Source organism: Pseudomonas sp. BF-R-01 (assembly GCF_019946615.1).
Classification (GTDB): Bacteria; Pseudomonadota; Gammaproteobacteria; order Pseudomonadales; family Pseudomonadaceae; genus Aquipseudomonas; species Aquipseudomonas migulae.
Map to the genome: position 1 here is coordinate 55,822 of NZ_JAGYFX010000013.1, position 16,441 is coordinate 72,262.

At 60.9% G+C, this 16,441-nt stretch carries 15 protein-coding genes; 6 read left to right on the top strand and 9 right to left on the bottom strand.

Annotated features, from left to right (window positions below):
* Nucleotides 1-90: 90 nt before the first annotated feature.
* Nucleotides 91-972, top strand: coding sequence for a putrescine utilization regulator PtrR (gene ptrR / locus KGB27_RS07950; RefSeq protein WP_192415615.1), 882 nt, complete (start codon nt 91-93; stop codon nt 970-972).
* Between the two features lie 66 nt (nt 973-1,038).
* Here the strand turns inward: ptrR and KGB27_RS07955 are convergent, their stop codons facing one another.
* Complete coding sequence (locus tag KGB27_RS07955; RefSeq protein WP_008024776.1) at nt 1,039-2,826, bottom strand: IlvD/Edd family dehydratase; 1,788 nt, start codon at nt 2,824-2,826, stop codon at nt 1,039-1,041.
* A 47-nt stretch (nt 2,827-2,873) separates the two neighbouring features.
* Nucleotides 2,874-4,055: a fumarylacetoacetate hydrolase family protein gene (locus KGB27_RS07960; protein WP_223553843.1), complete on the bottom strand. Its 1,182-nt coding sequence runs from the start codon at nt 4,053-4,055 to the stop codon at nt 2,874-2,876.
* Between the two features lie 114 nt (nt 4,056-4,169).
* On the opposite strand from KGB27_RS07960, the gene KGB27_RS07965 reads away from it, so the two are divergent.
* From KGB27_RS07965 to KGB27_RS07985, 5 genes are all read left to right on the top strand, one after another.
* Nucleotides 4,170-5,120: a LysR family transcriptional regulator gene (locus KGB27_RS07965; RefSeq protein ID WP_008024779.1), complete on the top strand. Its 951-nt coding sequence runs from the start codon at nt 4,170-4,172 to the stop codon at nt 5,118-5,120.
* A gap of 128 nt (nt 5,121-5,248) precedes the next feature.
* The gene (locus tag KGB27_RS07970) at nt 5,249-6,829 is read left to right on the top strand and encodes an aldehyde dehydrogenase (NADP(+)) (RefSeq protein WP_223553845.1); all 1,581 of its coding nucleotides are present in this window, start codon (nt 5,249-5,251) and stop codon (nt 6,827-6,829) included.
* Nucleotides 6,830-6,918: 89 nt separating this feature from the next.
* Nucleotides 6,919-8,301 carry an MFS transporter gene (locus KGB27_RS07975; RefSeq protein ID WP_032832480.1) on the top strand — a complete coding sequence of 461 codons (1,383 nt, stop codon included), beginning with the start codon at nt 6,919-6,921 and terminating at the stop codon, nt 8,299-8,301.
* Entirely contained in the window at nt 8,298-9,038 is a 741-nt protein-coding gene (locus KGB27_RS07980; protein ID WP_223414821.1) for an SDR family oxidoreductase, read from the top strand. Before KGB27_RS07975 ends, KGB27_RS07980 begins: the two co-directional genes overlap by 4 nt.
* A gap of 38 nt (nt 9,039-9,076) precedes the next feature.
* Nucleotides 9,077-9,925, top strand: a complete 849-nt coding sequence (locus KGB27_RS07985) for an ureidoglycolate lyase (protein WP_192415625.1) — start codon at nt 9,077-9,079, stop codon at nt 9,923-9,925.
* A gap of 89 nt (nt 9,926-10,014) precedes the next feature.
* On the opposite strand, the gene KGB27_RS07990 is transcribed toward KGB27_RS07985, so the two are convergent.
* Genes KGB27_RS07990 through KGB27_RS08020 form a run of 7 tightly spaced genes read right to left on the bottom strand, consistent with a single transcriptional unit; the run spans nt 10,015 to nt 16,306 of the window.
* Complete coding sequence (locus KGB27_RS07990; RefSeq protein WP_223553847.1) at nt 10,015-11,382, bottom strand: sensor histidine kinase; 1,368 nt, start codon at nt 11,380-11,382, stop codon at nt 10,015-10,017.
* Nucleotides 11,379-12,041, bottom strand: coding sequence for a response regulator (locus KGB27_RS07995; protein ID WP_008028051.1), 663 nt, complete (start codon nt 12,039-12,041; stop codon nt 11,379-11,381). Before KGB27_RS07995 ends, KGB27_RS07990 begins: the two co-directional genes overlap by 4 nt.
* 11 nt (nt 12,042-12,052) lie before the next feature.
* Nucleotides 12,053-12,697, bottom strand: a complete 645-nt coding sequence (locus KGB27_RS08000; protein WP_192228338.1) for a tetratricopeptide repeat protein — start codon at nt 12,695-12,697, stop codon at nt 12,053-12,055.
* On the bottom strand, nt 12,694-13,500 hold the full coding sequence (locus KGB27_RS08005; RefSeq protein ID WP_008028061.1) for an SDR family oxidoreductase: 807 nt from the start codon (nt 13,498-13,500) through the stop codon (nt 12,694-12,696). Before KGB27_RS08005 ends, KGB27_RS08000 begins: the two co-directional genes overlap by 4 nt.
* Complete coding sequence (locus KGB27_RS08010) at nt 13,487-14,161, bottom strand: TenA family transcriptional regulator (RefSeq protein ID WP_008028063.1); 675 nt, start codon at nt 14,159-14,161, stop codon at nt 13,487-13,489. Before KGB27_RS08010 ends, KGB27_RS08005 begins: the two co-directional genes overlap by 14 nt.
* Nucleotides 14,158-15,639 carry an AMP-binding protein gene (locus KGB27_RS08015; RefSeq protein WP_223553849.1) on the bottom strand — a complete coding sequence of 494 codons (1,482 nt, stop codon included), beginning with the start codon at nt 15,637-15,639 and terminating at the stop codon, nt 14,158-14,160. Before KGB27_RS08015 ends, KGB27_RS08010 begins: the two co-directional genes overlap by 4 nt.
* Nucleotides 15,629-16,306, bottom strand: coding sequence for a thermostable hemolysin (locus tag KGB27_RS08020; protein ID WP_223553851.1), 678 nt, complete (start codon nt 16,304-16,306; stop codon nt 15,629-15,631). Before KGB27_RS08020 ends, KGB27_RS08015 begins: the two co-directional genes overlap by 11 nt.
* Nucleotides 16,307-16,441: the final 135 nt, after the last annotated feature.

The window sequence follows — 16,441 nt, forward strand, 5'->3', positions numbered from 1 at the left end:
TGCGGGGTGGGGATGGGTTCAGACTACGGTGGCATTTGTTTTCTGGAAACTGAATAATACTGATCGTACCGTTCACGTTTGGAGAATGACTTGGATCTGGTTCAGCTCGAAATTTTCAAAGCTGTCGCCGAGCACGGCAGCATCAGCGTGGCCGCTCAGCATATCCATCGGGTGCCGTCGAACCTGACGACGCGGATCAAGCAACTGGAGCAGGATCTGGGCGTGGACCTGTTTATCCGCGAGAAAAGCCGCCTGCGGCTGTCGCCGGCCGGTTGGAGTTTTCTCGACTATGCCCGACGCATCCTCGACCTGGTCCAGGAGGCCCGCGCGACGGTTGCCGGGGAAGAGCCGCAAGGATCGTTTCCCCTCGGTTCGCTGGAGAGCACGGCGGCGGTGCGTATTCCTGGGCTGTTGGCCGCCTATAACCAGAAGCACGCCAAAGTCGAGCTGGCCTTGTCCACCGGTCCTTCCGGAACCATGATCGACGGCGTGCTCTCGGGCCGATTGGCCGCTGCGTTTGTCGACGGGCCGGTGCTGCATCCGGCACTGGAGGGCGTGCCGGCCTTCGAGGAAGAGATGGTGCTGATCGCGCCGCTCAACCATGCCCCGATCCACCGCGCACAAGACGTGAACGGCGAAAACATCTACGCCTTTCGTTCCAATTGCTCTTATCGCCACCACTTTGAAAGCTGGTTCGCCAAGGACGCCGCAGTACCCGGCAAGATTTTCGAAATGGAGTCCTATCACGGCATGCTGGCCTGTGTCAGCTCCGGTGCTGGCCTGGCGCTGATGCCGCGCAGCATGCTCGAAAGCATGCCGGGCTGCACCACCGTGAGTGTGTGGCCGTTGTCTGAGTCCTTTCGCTATTTGCGAACCTGGCTGGTGTGGCGCCGGGGCACGGTGTCGCAAAGCCTGACCATGTTCGTGCGTTTGCTCGAAGAGCGATGCGCAGCGGCGGACCTGCTGACTTGAGCGAATCGCGCCGCCATCGATCAGCAGATTCTGCCCGGCCGAAATAGCAGGGCTGCGCAAAAGCTGTCAGTGCGAATGACGCGGCTCGCCGCCACTTCGAGCAATGACCCGCATATGCAGGGTGGCCGGCTCCAGGCATCCGCCCGTCGATAACTGTCCAACCAATTGCCGGTACAGCTCTTGCCAAGGCGTTTGGGACGCAGGGATGTTAGGCGTCCACTCGGCGCGACGGCGGGCCATTTCGGCTTCGTCGACCAGCAGGTTTACCGATCTTGCGTTGAGGTCCACGCGCAGGCGGTCGTTGGTTTTCAGCAGCGCCAAACCTCCGCCGACAGCGGCTTCCGGGGACATGTTGAGGATCGAAGGGCTGGCCGAGGTGCCGCTCTGGCGACCGTCGCCCAGGCACGGCAGAGAGTCGATGCCTTGTTTGATCAGTGCTGCCGGTGGCGCCATGTTCACCACTTCGGCACTACCGGGGTAGCCCACGGTGCCAGCACCACGAATCACCAGGATGCAACGCTCGTCGATTTCCAGCGCCGGGTCGTCGATTCGGGCGTGATAGTCCTCCGGTCCTTCGAACACAATTGCCCGTGCTTCAAAGCTGTTTTCTGCGCCTGGCTCGGATAGATAGGTCTTGCGGAACGCCTCGCCGACCACCGACATTTTCATGATTGCGCTATCGAAGAAGTTGCCGCTGAGAACGATGAAGCCCGCGCGATGTTTGAGAGGGGTCTCGAAGGGATAGATCACATCAGCGTTGCTGGTCAGACTGCTGCTGACGATTTCGCCGATCGTCTTGCCGCTGACCGTGGCGCAATCTTCGTGCAGGCGCCCGGCTTTTTGCAGTTCATGCATGACCGATGGCACGCCGCCCGCGCGATGGAAACCTTCGCCCAGGTATTTGCCGGCCGGCATGCAATTGACCAGCAGCGGCACATCTTCGCCAATCCGTTGCCAGTCATCCAGGCTCAACTCGACACCCATGTGTCGGGCGATGGCGATCAGGTGCGGAGGGCAGTTGCTTGACGCGCCGAGCGCCGACGCGACGGCGATGGCGTTTTCGAAGGCTTCGCGGGTCATGATGTGTGACGGGCGTACATCCTGCATCACCAGTTCGCAAATGCGCTTGCCGGTGGCGTAGGCCATTTGACCGCGCTCGCGGTAGGGCGCCGGAATACTCGCGCAACCCGGCAACGACATGCCCAGCGCTTCGGCCAGTGCGTTCATCGACAGTGCGGTGCCCATGGTGTTGCAGTGACCCACCGAAGGCGATGCCGCGGTGGTCATTTCCATGAAGCCTTCGTAATCGATTTCACCGGCCGCCATCAGGTTGCGCGCATGCCAGAGCACGGTGCCGGAACCGATCAGTTCGCCCTTGTGGTGACCGTCGAGCATCGGCCCGCCGGACAGCACAATGGACGGCAGGTCAGTGGTGGCGGCGGCCATCAGGCAGGCCGGGGTGGTCTTGTCGCAACCGGTGGTGAGTACAACACCATCCAGCGGATAACCGTGGAGAATCTCCACCAGTCCCAGATAGGCCAGGTTCCGATCCAGTGCGGCAGTAGGCCGGCGTGACTGTTCGGCGATCGGGTGGACGGGGAATTCCATGGGGATGCCACCGGCATCACGAATGCCGGCCTTGACCCGCTGCGCGAGTTCCAGATGATGACGGTTGCAAGGTGTCAAGTCGCTGCCGGTCTGGGCGATGCCAATGATCGGGCGACCCGATTGCAGCTCTTCTCGGGTCATGCCGTAGTTCATGTAGCGTTCGACATACAGGGCAGTCATGTCCGCGTGGGCAGGGTCGTTGAACCATTGCTCGCTGCGCAGACGGCGTTTAGGGGTGTCACTCATGATTCATGTCTCTCTTGTAATTGGATGAATCGACAATCTGTTCCGGCTCAGCGTGGCAGCAGTCCTCGGGACGCCAGGTTACGCAGCAAGGCGCTCACGCCAAAGGTCCATGGCGTTGCCTCGCAGCTGTGGGTCACCTGATTGTGCAGGCTGCCGAGCAACGGGCTGCTGATGCTGACCCGGTCCCCCAGTTTGTGGGTGAAACCACTGCCGACATGATCGCGATCTTCGGTGGGCGCGAACAGGGTACCGAGAAACAGCAGGAAACCATCGGGGTATTGGTGATTGGCGTTGAGGGTCTGGCCGGCGAGGTCCTGCGGGTCACGGCTGATCTGGCTCATGGAGCTCGATCCGTGCATCCGGTAACCGTCCTCACCTTGCACCTCAAGGTCGACCACGCAGGCGCGGACATCGTCCAGGCTGAAGTGTTCGTCGAACAGGCGGATGAACGGCCCGATCGAGCAGGATGCGTTGTTGTCCTTGGCCTTGCTCAGCAGCAGCGCGCTGCGGCCTTCAAAGTCCCGCAGGTTGACGTCGTTGCCCAGGGTCGCACCGTGAATCTGCCCGCGACTGTTCACCGCCAGCACCACTTCCGGTTCCGGGTTGTTCCACTGCGAACCCGGATGAATGCCAATCCGGCTGCCGCTGCCAACAGAGGCCAGAACCGGTGCCTTGGTGAAGATTTCCGCGTCCGGACCGATGCCCACTTCCAGGTATTGCGACCACATGCCTTGTTCGATCAACAAGTCTTTCAGACGCATGGCCTGCTCTGAGCCAGGAACGATCGAACGCAGGTTGTCACCGATCACACCGTGCACGGTGGCCCGCACGGCTTCGGCTTTGGCGGCGTCACCACCGGCCTGCTCCTCGATCACACGCTCGATCATGCTGGCGGCGAAGGTCACGCCGGCGGCCTTGATCACCTGCAAGTCCAGAGGAGCCAGCAGGTAAGGTCGGGACGGGTCTGCGTCAGGTCCGGTGTTGGCAAGCAGGGCTTCGATGCTGGCAATGAAGGTGCCCGGCGTCTCGCGCACTGCCGACAGAGGAGCGTCCGATTCCAGCAAGTCACTCAGGGTCGCGAAGCGCTCCGACAGATCGAACACGCCGTCGGCGCGCAGGACGATCGGCGAAGGTCCGGCGATCTGGCCTGGTACCCAGGCGCGACCGATCAAGGTACCGGCGATGCCATCGACGGGCAGGGTGTTTTCGGGAGTAAGCAATAGCGACATGGGGCATCTTCCTGGTTCGTAAAGACTTCACGCTAGGACGGACAGTCGATAAACTCCAATGAGATAAATTCAGTATTCGATAACTTGCGGTTATTACCTGTGCGAGGCGTGTTCATGTCAGATCTGTCCTTCTCCAGTTTCTGCGGTTGGCTCAAGTTCAGGCATTTGCTGCTGATCGACACGTTGGGGCGCACCCGTAACATGCACCTGGCGGCGCAACAGATGAACCTCAGCCAGCCGGCCATCAGCAAGATGCTCAAAGAGATCGAAAGCCTGCTCGGTTTCGCCTTGTTCGAGCGCCAACCACGGGCCATGCCGCCCACGGCGCTGGGCGAGCACGTGTTGCGCTATGCGCAAATCGCCTTGAACGATGCGCGCTCGTTCGTCGAGCAAATCAGCAGCCTGCGTGAGGGGGGGCACGGTCATCTCAAGGTCGGCGGAATATTTGCCGCTACGGCGGTGGCCCTGCCCGAGGCGATCTTGCAGATCAAACAGCGCTGGCCATTGCTGTCGATCGAGGTGGTGGAGCAGACCAGTAATCACCTGATGGAAATGCTTGAAGAGAAGAAATTGGACCTGGCCATCGCCCGTTTCACCGATCAAAGCCAGCAACAGCGGTACGACTTTCAACCGCTGGCTCCCGAACCATTCTGCATTGTGGTCAACGACCGGCACCCGCTGGCAGGTGTCGGCCCCATCTCGTTGGAGCAACTGGTGGACTTGCCATGGATTCTTTACCCGGTGGGTACGCCGATTCGCGGGCGCATGGAACTCGCGTTCGCCGAAGCCGGCGTGGGCATGCCCCGCAACACCGTCGACACCATTTCGATGCAGACCTTCCTCCAGGTGCTGCAGCGTGGGCCGATGATCGGGATGCTGCCCAATGCCATGGTCAACCCACTGCTCGAAAGCGGTCAGCTCAAGACGCTGGATACGCCTTTGCATTTGGTCCCGCAGGACTACGGCATCCTCACTCGCAAGGGCGAGCAGCTGGTGGGAGCGGCTCTGGAGTTTGCCGAAATACTCAAGGACAACGCCCGTTTGAACAACGATTCGGCGAGTTAAATACGATTAGGTTTATCGGCTAATTCGATAACGGATCGTTATCGGTTAATCCAAAAATGCCATTGGGAAAGAATCGATTCGCGACAGTACAGTAGCGACCAGCTTTCAATCAGGGTCAGGAGACTGTCATGCCCGAACTGTCCGGACACAATTTCATCGCAGGAGGCCGCAGCGCCGCCGGATCGGTGGTGTTGCACAGCGTTGATGCGACGACCGGGCAACCTTTGCCCACGGCCTTCATTCAGGCCACGGTCGAGGAAGTGGACGCCGCGGCAACGGCCGCCGCCCAGGCCTATCCGGTTTATCGTCATCTGCCGGCCGCCTGCCGTGCCGAGTTCCTTGAGGCCATTGCCACAGAGCTGGATGCACTGGGCGATGATTTCGTTGCCCTGGTCTGCCAGGAAACCGCTTTGCCGGCGGCACGCATCCAGGGCGAACGCGCTCGCACCAGCGGCCAGATGCGCCTGTTCGCCCAGACCCTGCGTCGCGGCGACTTCTACGGTGCACGCATCGATCTGCCACTCCCGGCACGCCAACCCTTGCCGCGCGTCGATCTGCGTCAGTGTCGCCTGGGTGTCGGCCCGGTGGCGGTGTTCGGCGCCAGTAACTTTCCGTTGGCATTTTCTACCGCTGGAGGTGACACCGCGGCTGCGCTCGCTGCCGGTTGTCCGGTGGTGTTCAAAGCCCATAGCGGACACATGGCGACCGCCGAACGAGTGGCCGAAGCCATCGTTCGCGCCGCCGAACATACCGGCATGCCTGAAGGCGTGTTCAACATGATCTTCGGTGCCGGCGTGGGTGAAACGCTGGTCAAGCATCCGCTGATTCAGGCCGTCGGTTTCACCGGTTCACTCAAGGGCGGCAGGGCGCTGTGCGACATGGCCGCCGCCCGCCCGCAACCGATCCCGGTATTTGCCGAGATGAGCAGCATCAACCCGGTGCTGGTCCTGCCCGAGGCATTGCAAGTGCGCGGCGAGCGCATCGCTACCGAACTGGCGGCGTCGGTGGTCATGGGCGCGGGGCAGTTCTGCACCAATCCCGGCCTGGTCATCGGCATTCGCTCACCGGCCTTCAGCCACTTTGTGCAGACGCTCAGTGCCTTGATGGCTGATCAGCCCGCGCAAACCATGCTCAATGCGGGCGGCCTGCGCAGTTACGTTCACGGTTGCGAAACGTTGCTGGCGCATCCACAGATCATTCATCTGGCAGGGCGGGCACAGCAGGGCAACAAGGCGCAGGCGCAATTGTTCCAGGCCGATGCCAGCCTGCTGCTGACGGGCAATGAATTGCTGCAGGAAGAAATCTTCGGTCCGGCCACCGTGGTGGTTGAGGTGGCCGATCGGGCCGAACTGTTGGCGGCCTTGCACGGTTTACGCGGCCAACTGACCGCGACCTTGCTGGGAGAGACGGCAGAGTTGGAACAGTCCGCCGACCTGGTGGCGCTGCTTGAGCAAAAAGTCGGTCGCGTACTGGTCAATGGTTACCCCACCGGTGTGGAAGTCTGCGATGCCATGGTCCACGGCGGTCCTTGGCCGGCGACATCCGATGCCCGTGGCACCTCGGTTGGCACATTGGCCATCGATCGCTTCCTGCGTCCGGTGTGCTACCAGAACTTCCCGGACGCCTTGCTTCCTGACGCGCTGAAGAACCGCAATCCATTGGGACTGACGCGCCTGGTCAACGGAGAAAAAACCACCGAAGCACTCTAGTCATTGCGCTATGCCGAGTGAACGGTTCACTCGGCCTGACCCATTCGATAAAAACAATCAGGCATGTCCACATGCCCAGGGGTTACCTCATGCAAACGATATCCGAGCAATTGCCCGCGCAGGCGCAGGCCAGCGCACTCGAATTTGAAGACCGGACCTACCGCAAGGTGATCTGGCGAATTCTTCCTGTCCTGCTCCTGTGTTACATGGCGGCTTACCTGGACCGGGTCAATATCGGCTTTGCCAAACTCGACATGCTCAACGAGCTGCAGTTCAGCAACACCGTCTATGCCTTGGGCGCCAGTATGTTCTTCTGGGGCTACTTCCTGTTTGAAGTGCCAAGCAACCTGTTGCTGCATCGCTACGGCGCGCGCTTCTGGATTGCCCGGATCATGTTGACCTGGGCCGTAATCTCCATGGCCGTGGCGTTCACCGTACCGCTGGCGGGTTTCTTCCACATCGAATCGAGCACGATGTTCTACGTGCTGCGCTTCTTGTTGGGCATCTGTGAAGCCGGCTTTTTCCCGGGTGTGATTCTGTACCTCAACTACTGGTTTCCGACCCATCGGCAAAGCCGGGTGATGTCCGGGTTCCTGATGGCATTGCCGGTCAGCCTGACCCTGGGCGGGATCCTTTCCGGTTGGCTGATGAGCAGCATGCAAGGTGTGCAGGGCATGTCCGGATGGCAATGGATGCTGATCATCGAAGGCATTCCCTCGATCATCATGGCGTTCGTCGTCATCGTCTGCCTGGCCAACAACATCGACTCCGCCAAATGGCTGTCCGCTGCGGAGAAAGCCTTGCTCAAGGCCAATCTGCAAACCGATAACCAGGGCAAGGCTTCGCGCCTGAGCGAGGTGTTTTTCAATCCACGGGTGTGGTTGCTGGTCCTGATCCTGCTGACCTTCAACACCGGCTTCTACGGCCTGGCGTTCTGGATGCCTTCGATCATCAAGAGCACGGGCATCACCAACAGCTTGCACATTGGCCTCCTGACCGCCATTCCCTATTCGATTGCCACGGTTGCGATGCTGCTCAACGCACGGCACTCCAACCGGACCGGTGAGCGTCGTATGCACGCGGCGATTCCGGCCTTCATCGGTGGTTTGGGGTTGATTCTGAGCGCGTATTTCGCCGACAACCTGGTGTTGTCCGTGTTGTTCCTCAGCGTATCTGCCTCGGGGATCCTCAGCCTGATGCCGATTTACTGGACCCTGCCGGGAACCGTGCTTTCCGGCGTCGCCGCTGCGGCGGGTATCGGCATGATCAACGCCTTCGGCAACCTCTCCGGTTTCACCGGCTCGATGATCACCGCCGTCGCTGAAAACCTGACCGGCAATATCAACAACGGCACCTATGTACTGGCGCTGTGCTTGTTCGTCAGCGGCGGGCTGATTCTCGCCATTCCCGCGTCGATGCTCGGCAGAACCCCTAAAACAGCACCCCTCACCGCGAAGCTGGAGGCTGCATGAACCTGCAGAACAAACGGGTGCTGATCACGGCGGCGGGGCAGGGTATCGGCATGGCCAGCGCCATTGCCTTTGCCCGGGCCGGTGCCGAAGTGTTTGCCACGGACCTCGATATCAGCAGGCTGGAAGGGCTTGAAGGCATAACGGCGATTACCCTCGACGTGACCTCGACCACCGCCATCAGCGAAATCAGTGAGCGCATCGGCGCACTGGACGTGCTGTTCAACTGCGCAGGCTACGTGCACAGTGGCAACATTCTCGAATGCGATGAAGCGGACTGGGCGCGGTCGATGGACATCAACGTCACCGCCATGTACCGCATGATCCGCGCGTTCCTGCCGGGCATGCTGGAACGCGGAGGTGGATCAGTCATCAACATGTCATCGGTGGTTTCCAGCATCAAAGGCGTGCCCAACCGTTTTGCCTATGCTGCCAGCAAAGCGGCGGTGGTAGGGCTGACCAAGGCGGTTGCCGCCGACTTCATCAGTCAGGGCATTCGCTGCAACGCCATTTGCCCCGGTACCGTGGAATCGCCGTCGCTGCGTCAGCGCATTGCCGCACAGGCTGCGCAACAAGGCGTCGACGAAGCACGGGTCTACCAGCAATTTCTTGACCGCCAACCCATGGGTCGCATCGGCAGTGCCGACGAGATCGCCCAGTTGGCTTTGTACCTGGGCAGCGATGCGTCCGCCTACACCACAGGCGGTGTGCATGTCATCGATGGCGGCATGAGCATCTGAAACCCGCTTCGCACTTTCGGTTTGAGCAGGAGAACTAAATGAAACTGTTGCGTTATGGCGAAAAAGGTTCGGAAAAACCGGGCCTGCTGGATGCCGATAATCAGATCCGCGACCTCTCGGCGCATGTACCGGACATCGCCGGACTGGCCCTCAGCCCGGAAAGCCTGGCAACGCTTGCCGCCATCGATCCGTCCAGCCTGCCCATCGTTGCCGGTAAGCCACGGATAGGCGCCTGCGTCGGCCAGGTCGGCAAATTCGTCTGCATTGGTCTGAACTACGCCGACCATGCGGCCGAGTCGAACATGGAAGTGCCGAAAGAGCCGATCATCTTCAACAAATGGACGAGTGCCATCTGCGGTCCGAACGACAACATCGAGATCCCGCGCGGTTCAAAGAAGACCGATTGGGAAGTCGAACTCGGCGTGGTCATCGGCAAAGGCGGGCGCAACATCGATGAAGCCAACGCCATGGAGCATGTCGCCGGCTACTGCGTGATCAACGATGTCTCTGAGCGCGAATGGCAACTGGAGCGTGGCGGCACCTGGGACAAGGGCAAAGGCTTCGATACCTTCGGTCCGCTCGGCCCGTGGCTGGTAACCCGCGATGAAATCCCCGATCCGCATGCGCTGGACCTGTGGCTCGATGTCGACGGACACCGCTACCAGCAAGGGAATACGCGAACGCTGATCTTCAACGTGCCGCAACTGATTGCTTACCTGAGTCGTTGCATGAGCCTGCAACCTGGCGATGTGATTTCGACGGGCACGCCACCGGGCGTTGGGCTGGGCATCAAGCCACAGCCGGTTTTCCTGCGTCCGGGGCAGACCATACGCCTGGGCATCGCAGGGTTGGGCGAACAGCAGCAAGTCACCGTGCAGGCGGATTGAGGCAAGCGTTCCCAAACACCAGAAATGACAAAGCCCCGAGCAATCGGGGCTTTGTCGTTTTTCTCGGGTCTTGTTAACTCAAACTCAACTTAGCGAGGGCAAATCACTAACGTCGCACGGGTCCCCGTTGGCGTTCGATTTTCCAGCTTGATTTCCCCTCCCGTACGATCTGCGATTGCCTTGACGATGGCCAGCCCCAGGCCTGCCCCTTGGCCATTGCCACGGCTGTAAAAGCGCTCAAGGAGCCGATTGCGTTCCGACTCTTCGATTCCGGGCCCTTCGTCCTCGACGGATAACTCATAGCGATCTTCTTTTCTTTCCAGACGCACGCTGATCAAACCGTTAGCCGGTGAAAAATTTGCCGCATTCGTCACTAAATTGTTCAAGGCAATGTGGATGTCGGCCGAATCGATCCTGACCGGGCCGATGTCATCATCCGCATCGAAAACCAGTTCAAGTCCTTTGCTCAAAAGCCAGGGAGTCAACTGCACCAGGCTTTCTCGAACGGTGGCTGTGAGGTCAATGGGGGGAGGGGTTTTGGCTGCTGTTTTCGGTTCGAGACGCGCCATGGTCAGCAATTGGTTGACCAGCCGGCTGGTACGATCGACGCCGGCGATCAGGTGTTCAAGTGATTCGCGTCGGTCATCTTCGGTGCCGGCCTCCAGCAGGTTTTGTGCGTGCACCCGCAAGACGGCCAAGGGCGTGCGCATTTCGTGGGCGGCGTCGGCAATGAAGCGCCGCTCACGTCCGAGCACGTCCTGGATTTGCGCAAGCATGCGGTTGAGTGCCGCCTGCATCGGTTCCAGTTCGCTGGGCAGCGGTGTCATTTGCAGTGGCTCCAGCGAGCCGCTATGGCGTGCGCGCAGGGTCGCGGCCATATCGGCTAACGGCTTGAGCCCCCAGCCGATGGCCAGCCAAACCATCGCCGCGAGGATCAGGCTGCCCAGCATGTTCGGCCACAGGGTGTGGCGGACGATGCGATCGACCAGATCCGCCCGCACATCGTCGCGTTCACCGACCCAGATACGCAGGCCATTTTGTTTGTCTTCAAGGACAAAGGCGCGCCAGTGACGATTGTTCAAATCCACCACGTCACTGAAACCGGGTGTGTTCGGTGGCGTGCCGAACGAGGGCGCACTGGCGGTGTGCACCAGCACTTCACCTTTTGGATTCCACACCTGAAAGGCGATTTTCCTTTCGTACGGATGACCGTCGCCGCGAGGCACGGCCTCGCCCAGCGCCGTATTGAACGCCTGGTACAGATCCGCATGTTCCTGACTCGCCAGAGGCATGCGCATCACGCCTTGCAGCAGGCGGGCATTCTGCGCCAGCTGCGCATCGTAGACCTCGGCGATTTCGTGGTTGCTGTCGTGCACGTTAAACAGGCTGATCACCGCCAGCCCGGCGAGCATCAAGCCGATGATCAGCGTCAGCGTACGGCGACGGATCGACGTCATCGACGTTCCTCCACCAGATAGCCCACACCCCGAACGGTGCGGATCAGGTCGGTGGAGAATTTCTTGCGCAGGTGATGGATGTGCACTTCCAGGGTGTTGCTTTCCGCTTCTTCATTCCAGCCGTACAGCAATTGCATCAAATGATCGCGGGTCATGACGCGACCCGGTGGCGAGAGCAATTCGTGCAACAACTGGTATTCCTTGGGTGTCAGCCCCACGGGCTGGCCAAGATAGCTGACCTGCTGTGTGCCGGGGTTGAGGCTGATGCCAGCGTGCTCGATCAGCATTTGAGCGCGTCCGGCACTGCGCCGCAGCAGGGCGCGCAACCGGGCTTTGAGTTCGGCCAGGTCGAACGGTTTGATCAAATAGTCATCGGCGCCGGCATCCAGCCCGGCGATGCGGTCTTCGGTGGCATCGCGGGCGGTGAGTATCAGTACCGGCAAGTTGGAACCGCTGTCGCGCAGGCGTCGCAGCACTTCGAGACCGTCCATGCGCGGCAGGCCGAGATCAAGCACGGCCAGGTCGAAGGTTTCACTGAGCAGGGCATGCAGGGCGCTGCTGCCGTCCTTGATCCAGTCGACGGTGTAGCCTTCGCGCCCGAGGGCCTGGTGAATGCCTTCGCCGAGGGCGACGTCATCCTCGATCAGTAATAAACGCACGCGAACTCCTGTCAGTCGAGTTTTCTGTTTACGTCCACCAGCAACGTCTCGATCTCTTTGCGGCGCCCGGCGTCGGCCGTTTCGCGGTTGGGGCGAGGGGCGGCCAGCAGCGCCTTTTGCAACGCTGCCTTGGCCTCAGAGTAGCGCTTTTGACGGTAAAGGTGATCGCCCCAAAAGTACAGGCTGTCGATGCCGTTGGGGTTCATCTGCAAGGCAAGCTTGAGCAGTTGTTCGGCCTTGTCTGAATCACCAAAACCGATGGGCCAGCCCGGTACGCGGTCATACAGTGCGCCGAGGCTGGTGTAAGCCGAGCCTTGCAGGGCTTTGGGGTCCAGAGTCAGGGATTTTTCCAGGTCAGCCTTGGCGTCTTTGGCTTTGCCCAATGCTCCGAGTCCGCCTTGGGCGCCGGCCCAACTGCTGGTGACAATGCCTTTCCAGATCCACGCTTCGGCCACGGCCGGGCGTTCCTGGCTGAAGGCGGAGGCTTGTGCGGCCAGTTGTTCGAAGGCTTGCTCGCGTTGTTTTTCCGGCATTTCGTATTGAATGTGCGCCCAACTCTGCTGGAGGGCAGAGAGGCGTTGCTGGTCGGCGCTGTCGAGGGCCCAGGCGATCTGGCTGAAGGCGCCTATCAAAAGGCAGGCAAAGATTTTTTTCATGGTTTTTGCTCGTTCTCGGGTTTGTGGCTCAGACGGCGGATCAGTGGCAATTGCTTGCGCAGGCCTCGATCCACCAGGTTGGGCAACAGGCTGTTGAGACGCACGAAAAAACGTTCCGGCCAGCCCAGGTAAAGGTCGCGGTGGTCGCCGGCGATTGCGTGGAGGACGGCCGAGGCCACGGTTTTCGGGTCGTCGACATTGGCCTTGAGGGCATCGTTCAGGGCTTGGGCCGCCGCGCTGTTCATCGATGTGCGGGTGGCGCGGGGTGCCACGTACAGAACACTGACCCGGGTATCCGCCAATTCCCGGCGCAGGGCTTCGGAAAAACCGCGCAGGGCAAACTTGGTGGCGCAGTAACTGGCATAACCGGGGTAGCCGATCGAACCGTAGGTCGAGCCGACATTCACCACCATGGCACTGTCGGCTTGCTTGAGCTGCGGCAACAGCAGCTTGGTCATGCAAATCGGTGCACTGACGTTGACCGCCAACATGGCGTTGATGTCGCTGTCATCGAGCTGTTCCAGCATGGCGAAATGATTGACGCCGGCGGCATTGATCAACAGGTTGATGCCGCCGATGGCCTCAACGGCGGCCAGTACCTTGTGCCGGTCAAAGGGCAACGTCAGGTCGGCGGCCACCCAGTGCATGTTCTGCGGATAGCGCGCGAGCAGCGGCAGCAGTGACTCCTGGTGACGAGCCACGGCCAGGACCCGGGCACCGGCGGCGCACAGTGCGCTGGCGATCTCCATGCCGATACCGCCACTCGCGCCGGTCAGGACCACACGGGCCTCATGCAGCTGCATGTTGGACTTCCAGGCGGCCCGGCAAACCGCGAAACATGTCGGCGTAAAGCCGGTACACCACTTTCGAGGCGTGGATCACGGCGGCCTGGTCGGCGCTGTCGTCGAGTTGATTCATGAGCCGGCGATAGGTCTGCATGTGCTCGATGTCCAGCGAACCGTGGGAGCTCAAATAACTGAAGGCGCTTTCCGGCAAGGCCAAGTGCTCACGGATGCTGCCTGCCGCGTGAGTCGCCAGGGCGATGCTGGTGCCTTCCAGTACGTTGACCATGCCGAACAGCCCCACCGGGTTGCCCCGGGCAATCAGGTCGTAGAGAAAACCGACCATCAGTTCGATCGGCAGCGAGGGCTGGCCGTTGCGCACCGCTTCGCGATCACCGCCACAGGCGGCTATGTCGTCGAGCACCCATTGTTCGTGGCCGTATTCATCCTCGATGTATTCACATACCGCCTTGCGCAGCCATTCCAGGCGTGTGGGCAGGCGCGCGCCGCACGCCATCATCAGCGGCACGGTATGGCGCACGTGGTAGTACGCCTGAGCGAGAAACGCCCGATAGCTTTCAAGACTGACCTGGCCTTGCAGCGCATCAAGGATGATCGGCAGGTTGAACAGTTCGTGGCGCTCTTGTTGAGTGGCTTCTTGCAGGGTGTCGAAAAACGTCATGATGCGGGCTCCTCGGAATGGGCGAATTCGGTCAGTTGTGCGCGGTATAACGCGACGATGGCGTCCCGGCGCGGGCGGCCATTGGCGGTCAGCAAGCCATTGGCGGCAGTGAAGGGTTCATTCAGGCGTGTCCAGTGATGCACCTGGGCATAATCGGGCAACGCGTCGTTGGCTTCGGCGACGGCAGCAGCCAGTTGTTCGTCCGTGCAGTCCGGGCGGTTGGGCCACAGCAGTGCGTGATTTCGCGGCAGGGCCTCGCCATACACAAAAGCCTGGGCGATGTGTTGGCGTTGGGTGAGTTCCGCTTCGACCCATTCCGGGTTGACGTTGCGCCCGTAGCTGGTGATGAACTGATGCTTTTTGCGACCGTTGAGGAAGAGGAAACCCTGCGCGTCGAACTCCCCCAGATCGCCGCTGTGCCACCACTCGTCGGTGTAGGCCGGCTCACCCAGGTAACCGAGCAAGAGCGAGCCCTTGATCAGGACCTCACCGTCTTCGGCCAGTTTCACTTCGACGTGGGGCAGGGGCCGGCCGACGCTACCTGCACGGTACGCTGCGGGGCGATTGAGGCAGACGACCGAAGCGCATTCGGACAGGCCGTAACCTTCATAGACCGGCAGGCCGACATGTCGGGCGCGTTGCAATAAGTCCTTAGAGACCCGCGCGCCACCGACGGCGGCAAAGCGCAGTGTTTGCGGATTAAACGCGTTCTGTTCGGTTGCGCTGACCAGCATCAGCAGCAGTTGCGGCACCAGAATCAGGCTCTCGGGCGAACGACTGGCCAGGCAACCGAGCAGGCGCGGTACATCGACGCCGCTGGCGCCCCGGATGCCCAGGGTTTTCTGGCTCGGCAGGCTCAGGGTGGCACCGGCGTAGAGCGCGGCGTAGCAGCCCAGGTTCTCCAGCAGGATCGCCAGCGGCAACAGCGCCAGGTGATGCTGTGGTTCAGTGGGTTTGCTGGCCTGATCCAGTTCCCGCGCTACCCGCAACAAGCTGTCGGCGCTCAGGCACACGCCTTTGGGAGTCCCGGTGGTGCCGGAGGTGAAAGTCAGTTTGGCCGTGCCGGGGTGCATCGGGCTTGGGCCGGCAAACGGGCGTCGCCAGAACTCGGCGCTTTTCTCATAGCCGGCAACGAGCAGTTCGGCTTCGAATTCCGGTTCGGCAATCACTCGTTCTGCCTGGCTCTGTTCCAGGCAGTGGGCACGCTGTGCAGGGCTGAAGAAGGGGGGCAAGGTCACGCAAGCAAGGCCTTCGAACAGCGCGGCCAAGTCCCAGAGTATGGCCTCGACGCCGTTGTCCAGAGCCAGGGCGATGACGCTTGCCTGTTCATCGCGCAGACGCTGCTGGCGGTATTTCACTTCAGCGTACAGCGTGGCGTAGTCGATTTTCAGGGTGTCGCCCCACAGGGCAATGACGTTGCTCTTGCGCTCGGCATGGCTGCGCAAGGCCTGCTCGAATCGTTGGCATTCAGGCGACATGGCAGGCTCCGTCAAGGGACGATGGCAAGCCCAGCCGGCTGAACAGACCGATGTTGCGCAAATGAATGAAGCCGGCGCGGATGTTGCCGACGTGAACCCAGGGTTTGCTTTCGTAGTAGCTGCCCCAACTGTGCCGGTCGTCGCCCAGTCGCTGCGGGTCGGCGGCGCAGAGGGTCACCGGTTTCAGGCCCAGTCGGTGAAAGCTGTTGACCAGGCCCATGTTGCCGGTGAAGGCCACCCATTCCAGCCCGCCCATGGCCAGCAAATAGGTAATGGCAATGATGCTCATCCGCGCATTGCCGGTGTCGGTGGCGGCCAGATTGCCGACCTCGACAATGCCGGCAGGGTCCACCGGGCGTTCTACCACGGCGCTGATCAATGTCTGGATCGGTTTGTCCAGATAACGCTCCAGAAACAACGGCTCGTCACGGCCCAGGCGTACCCCGGCGACCGCGCACAGTTCGCCGTCGCTGCTGCTTATGCCGAACAACTGCGGCATGAATTGACGAATGTCTGCACCGTGAACCTTGCGAAAGCGTTGCTGGATAAAGTTCTCGAATACCGGCCTCTGTTCATCGCCCGGCAAGGCGCGGGACAGGACGATCTGTGGCGTTTCTGCCTGGCCGAAGTGCAGCGGCAGTGCAATGTTCCAGTCGAAATCGGGCATGGGCGGAACGCCTCCCTCTATAAGTTTGAGGGGAGTATCCGAGGCATTTCTTAATGAAGTCTGAAGGTGGAAAAAGGTTCGTTGAGCGCTGGTCTTCAGATTGTCTTAAGTTTTGACCGACAGGCTGCGTGCCGC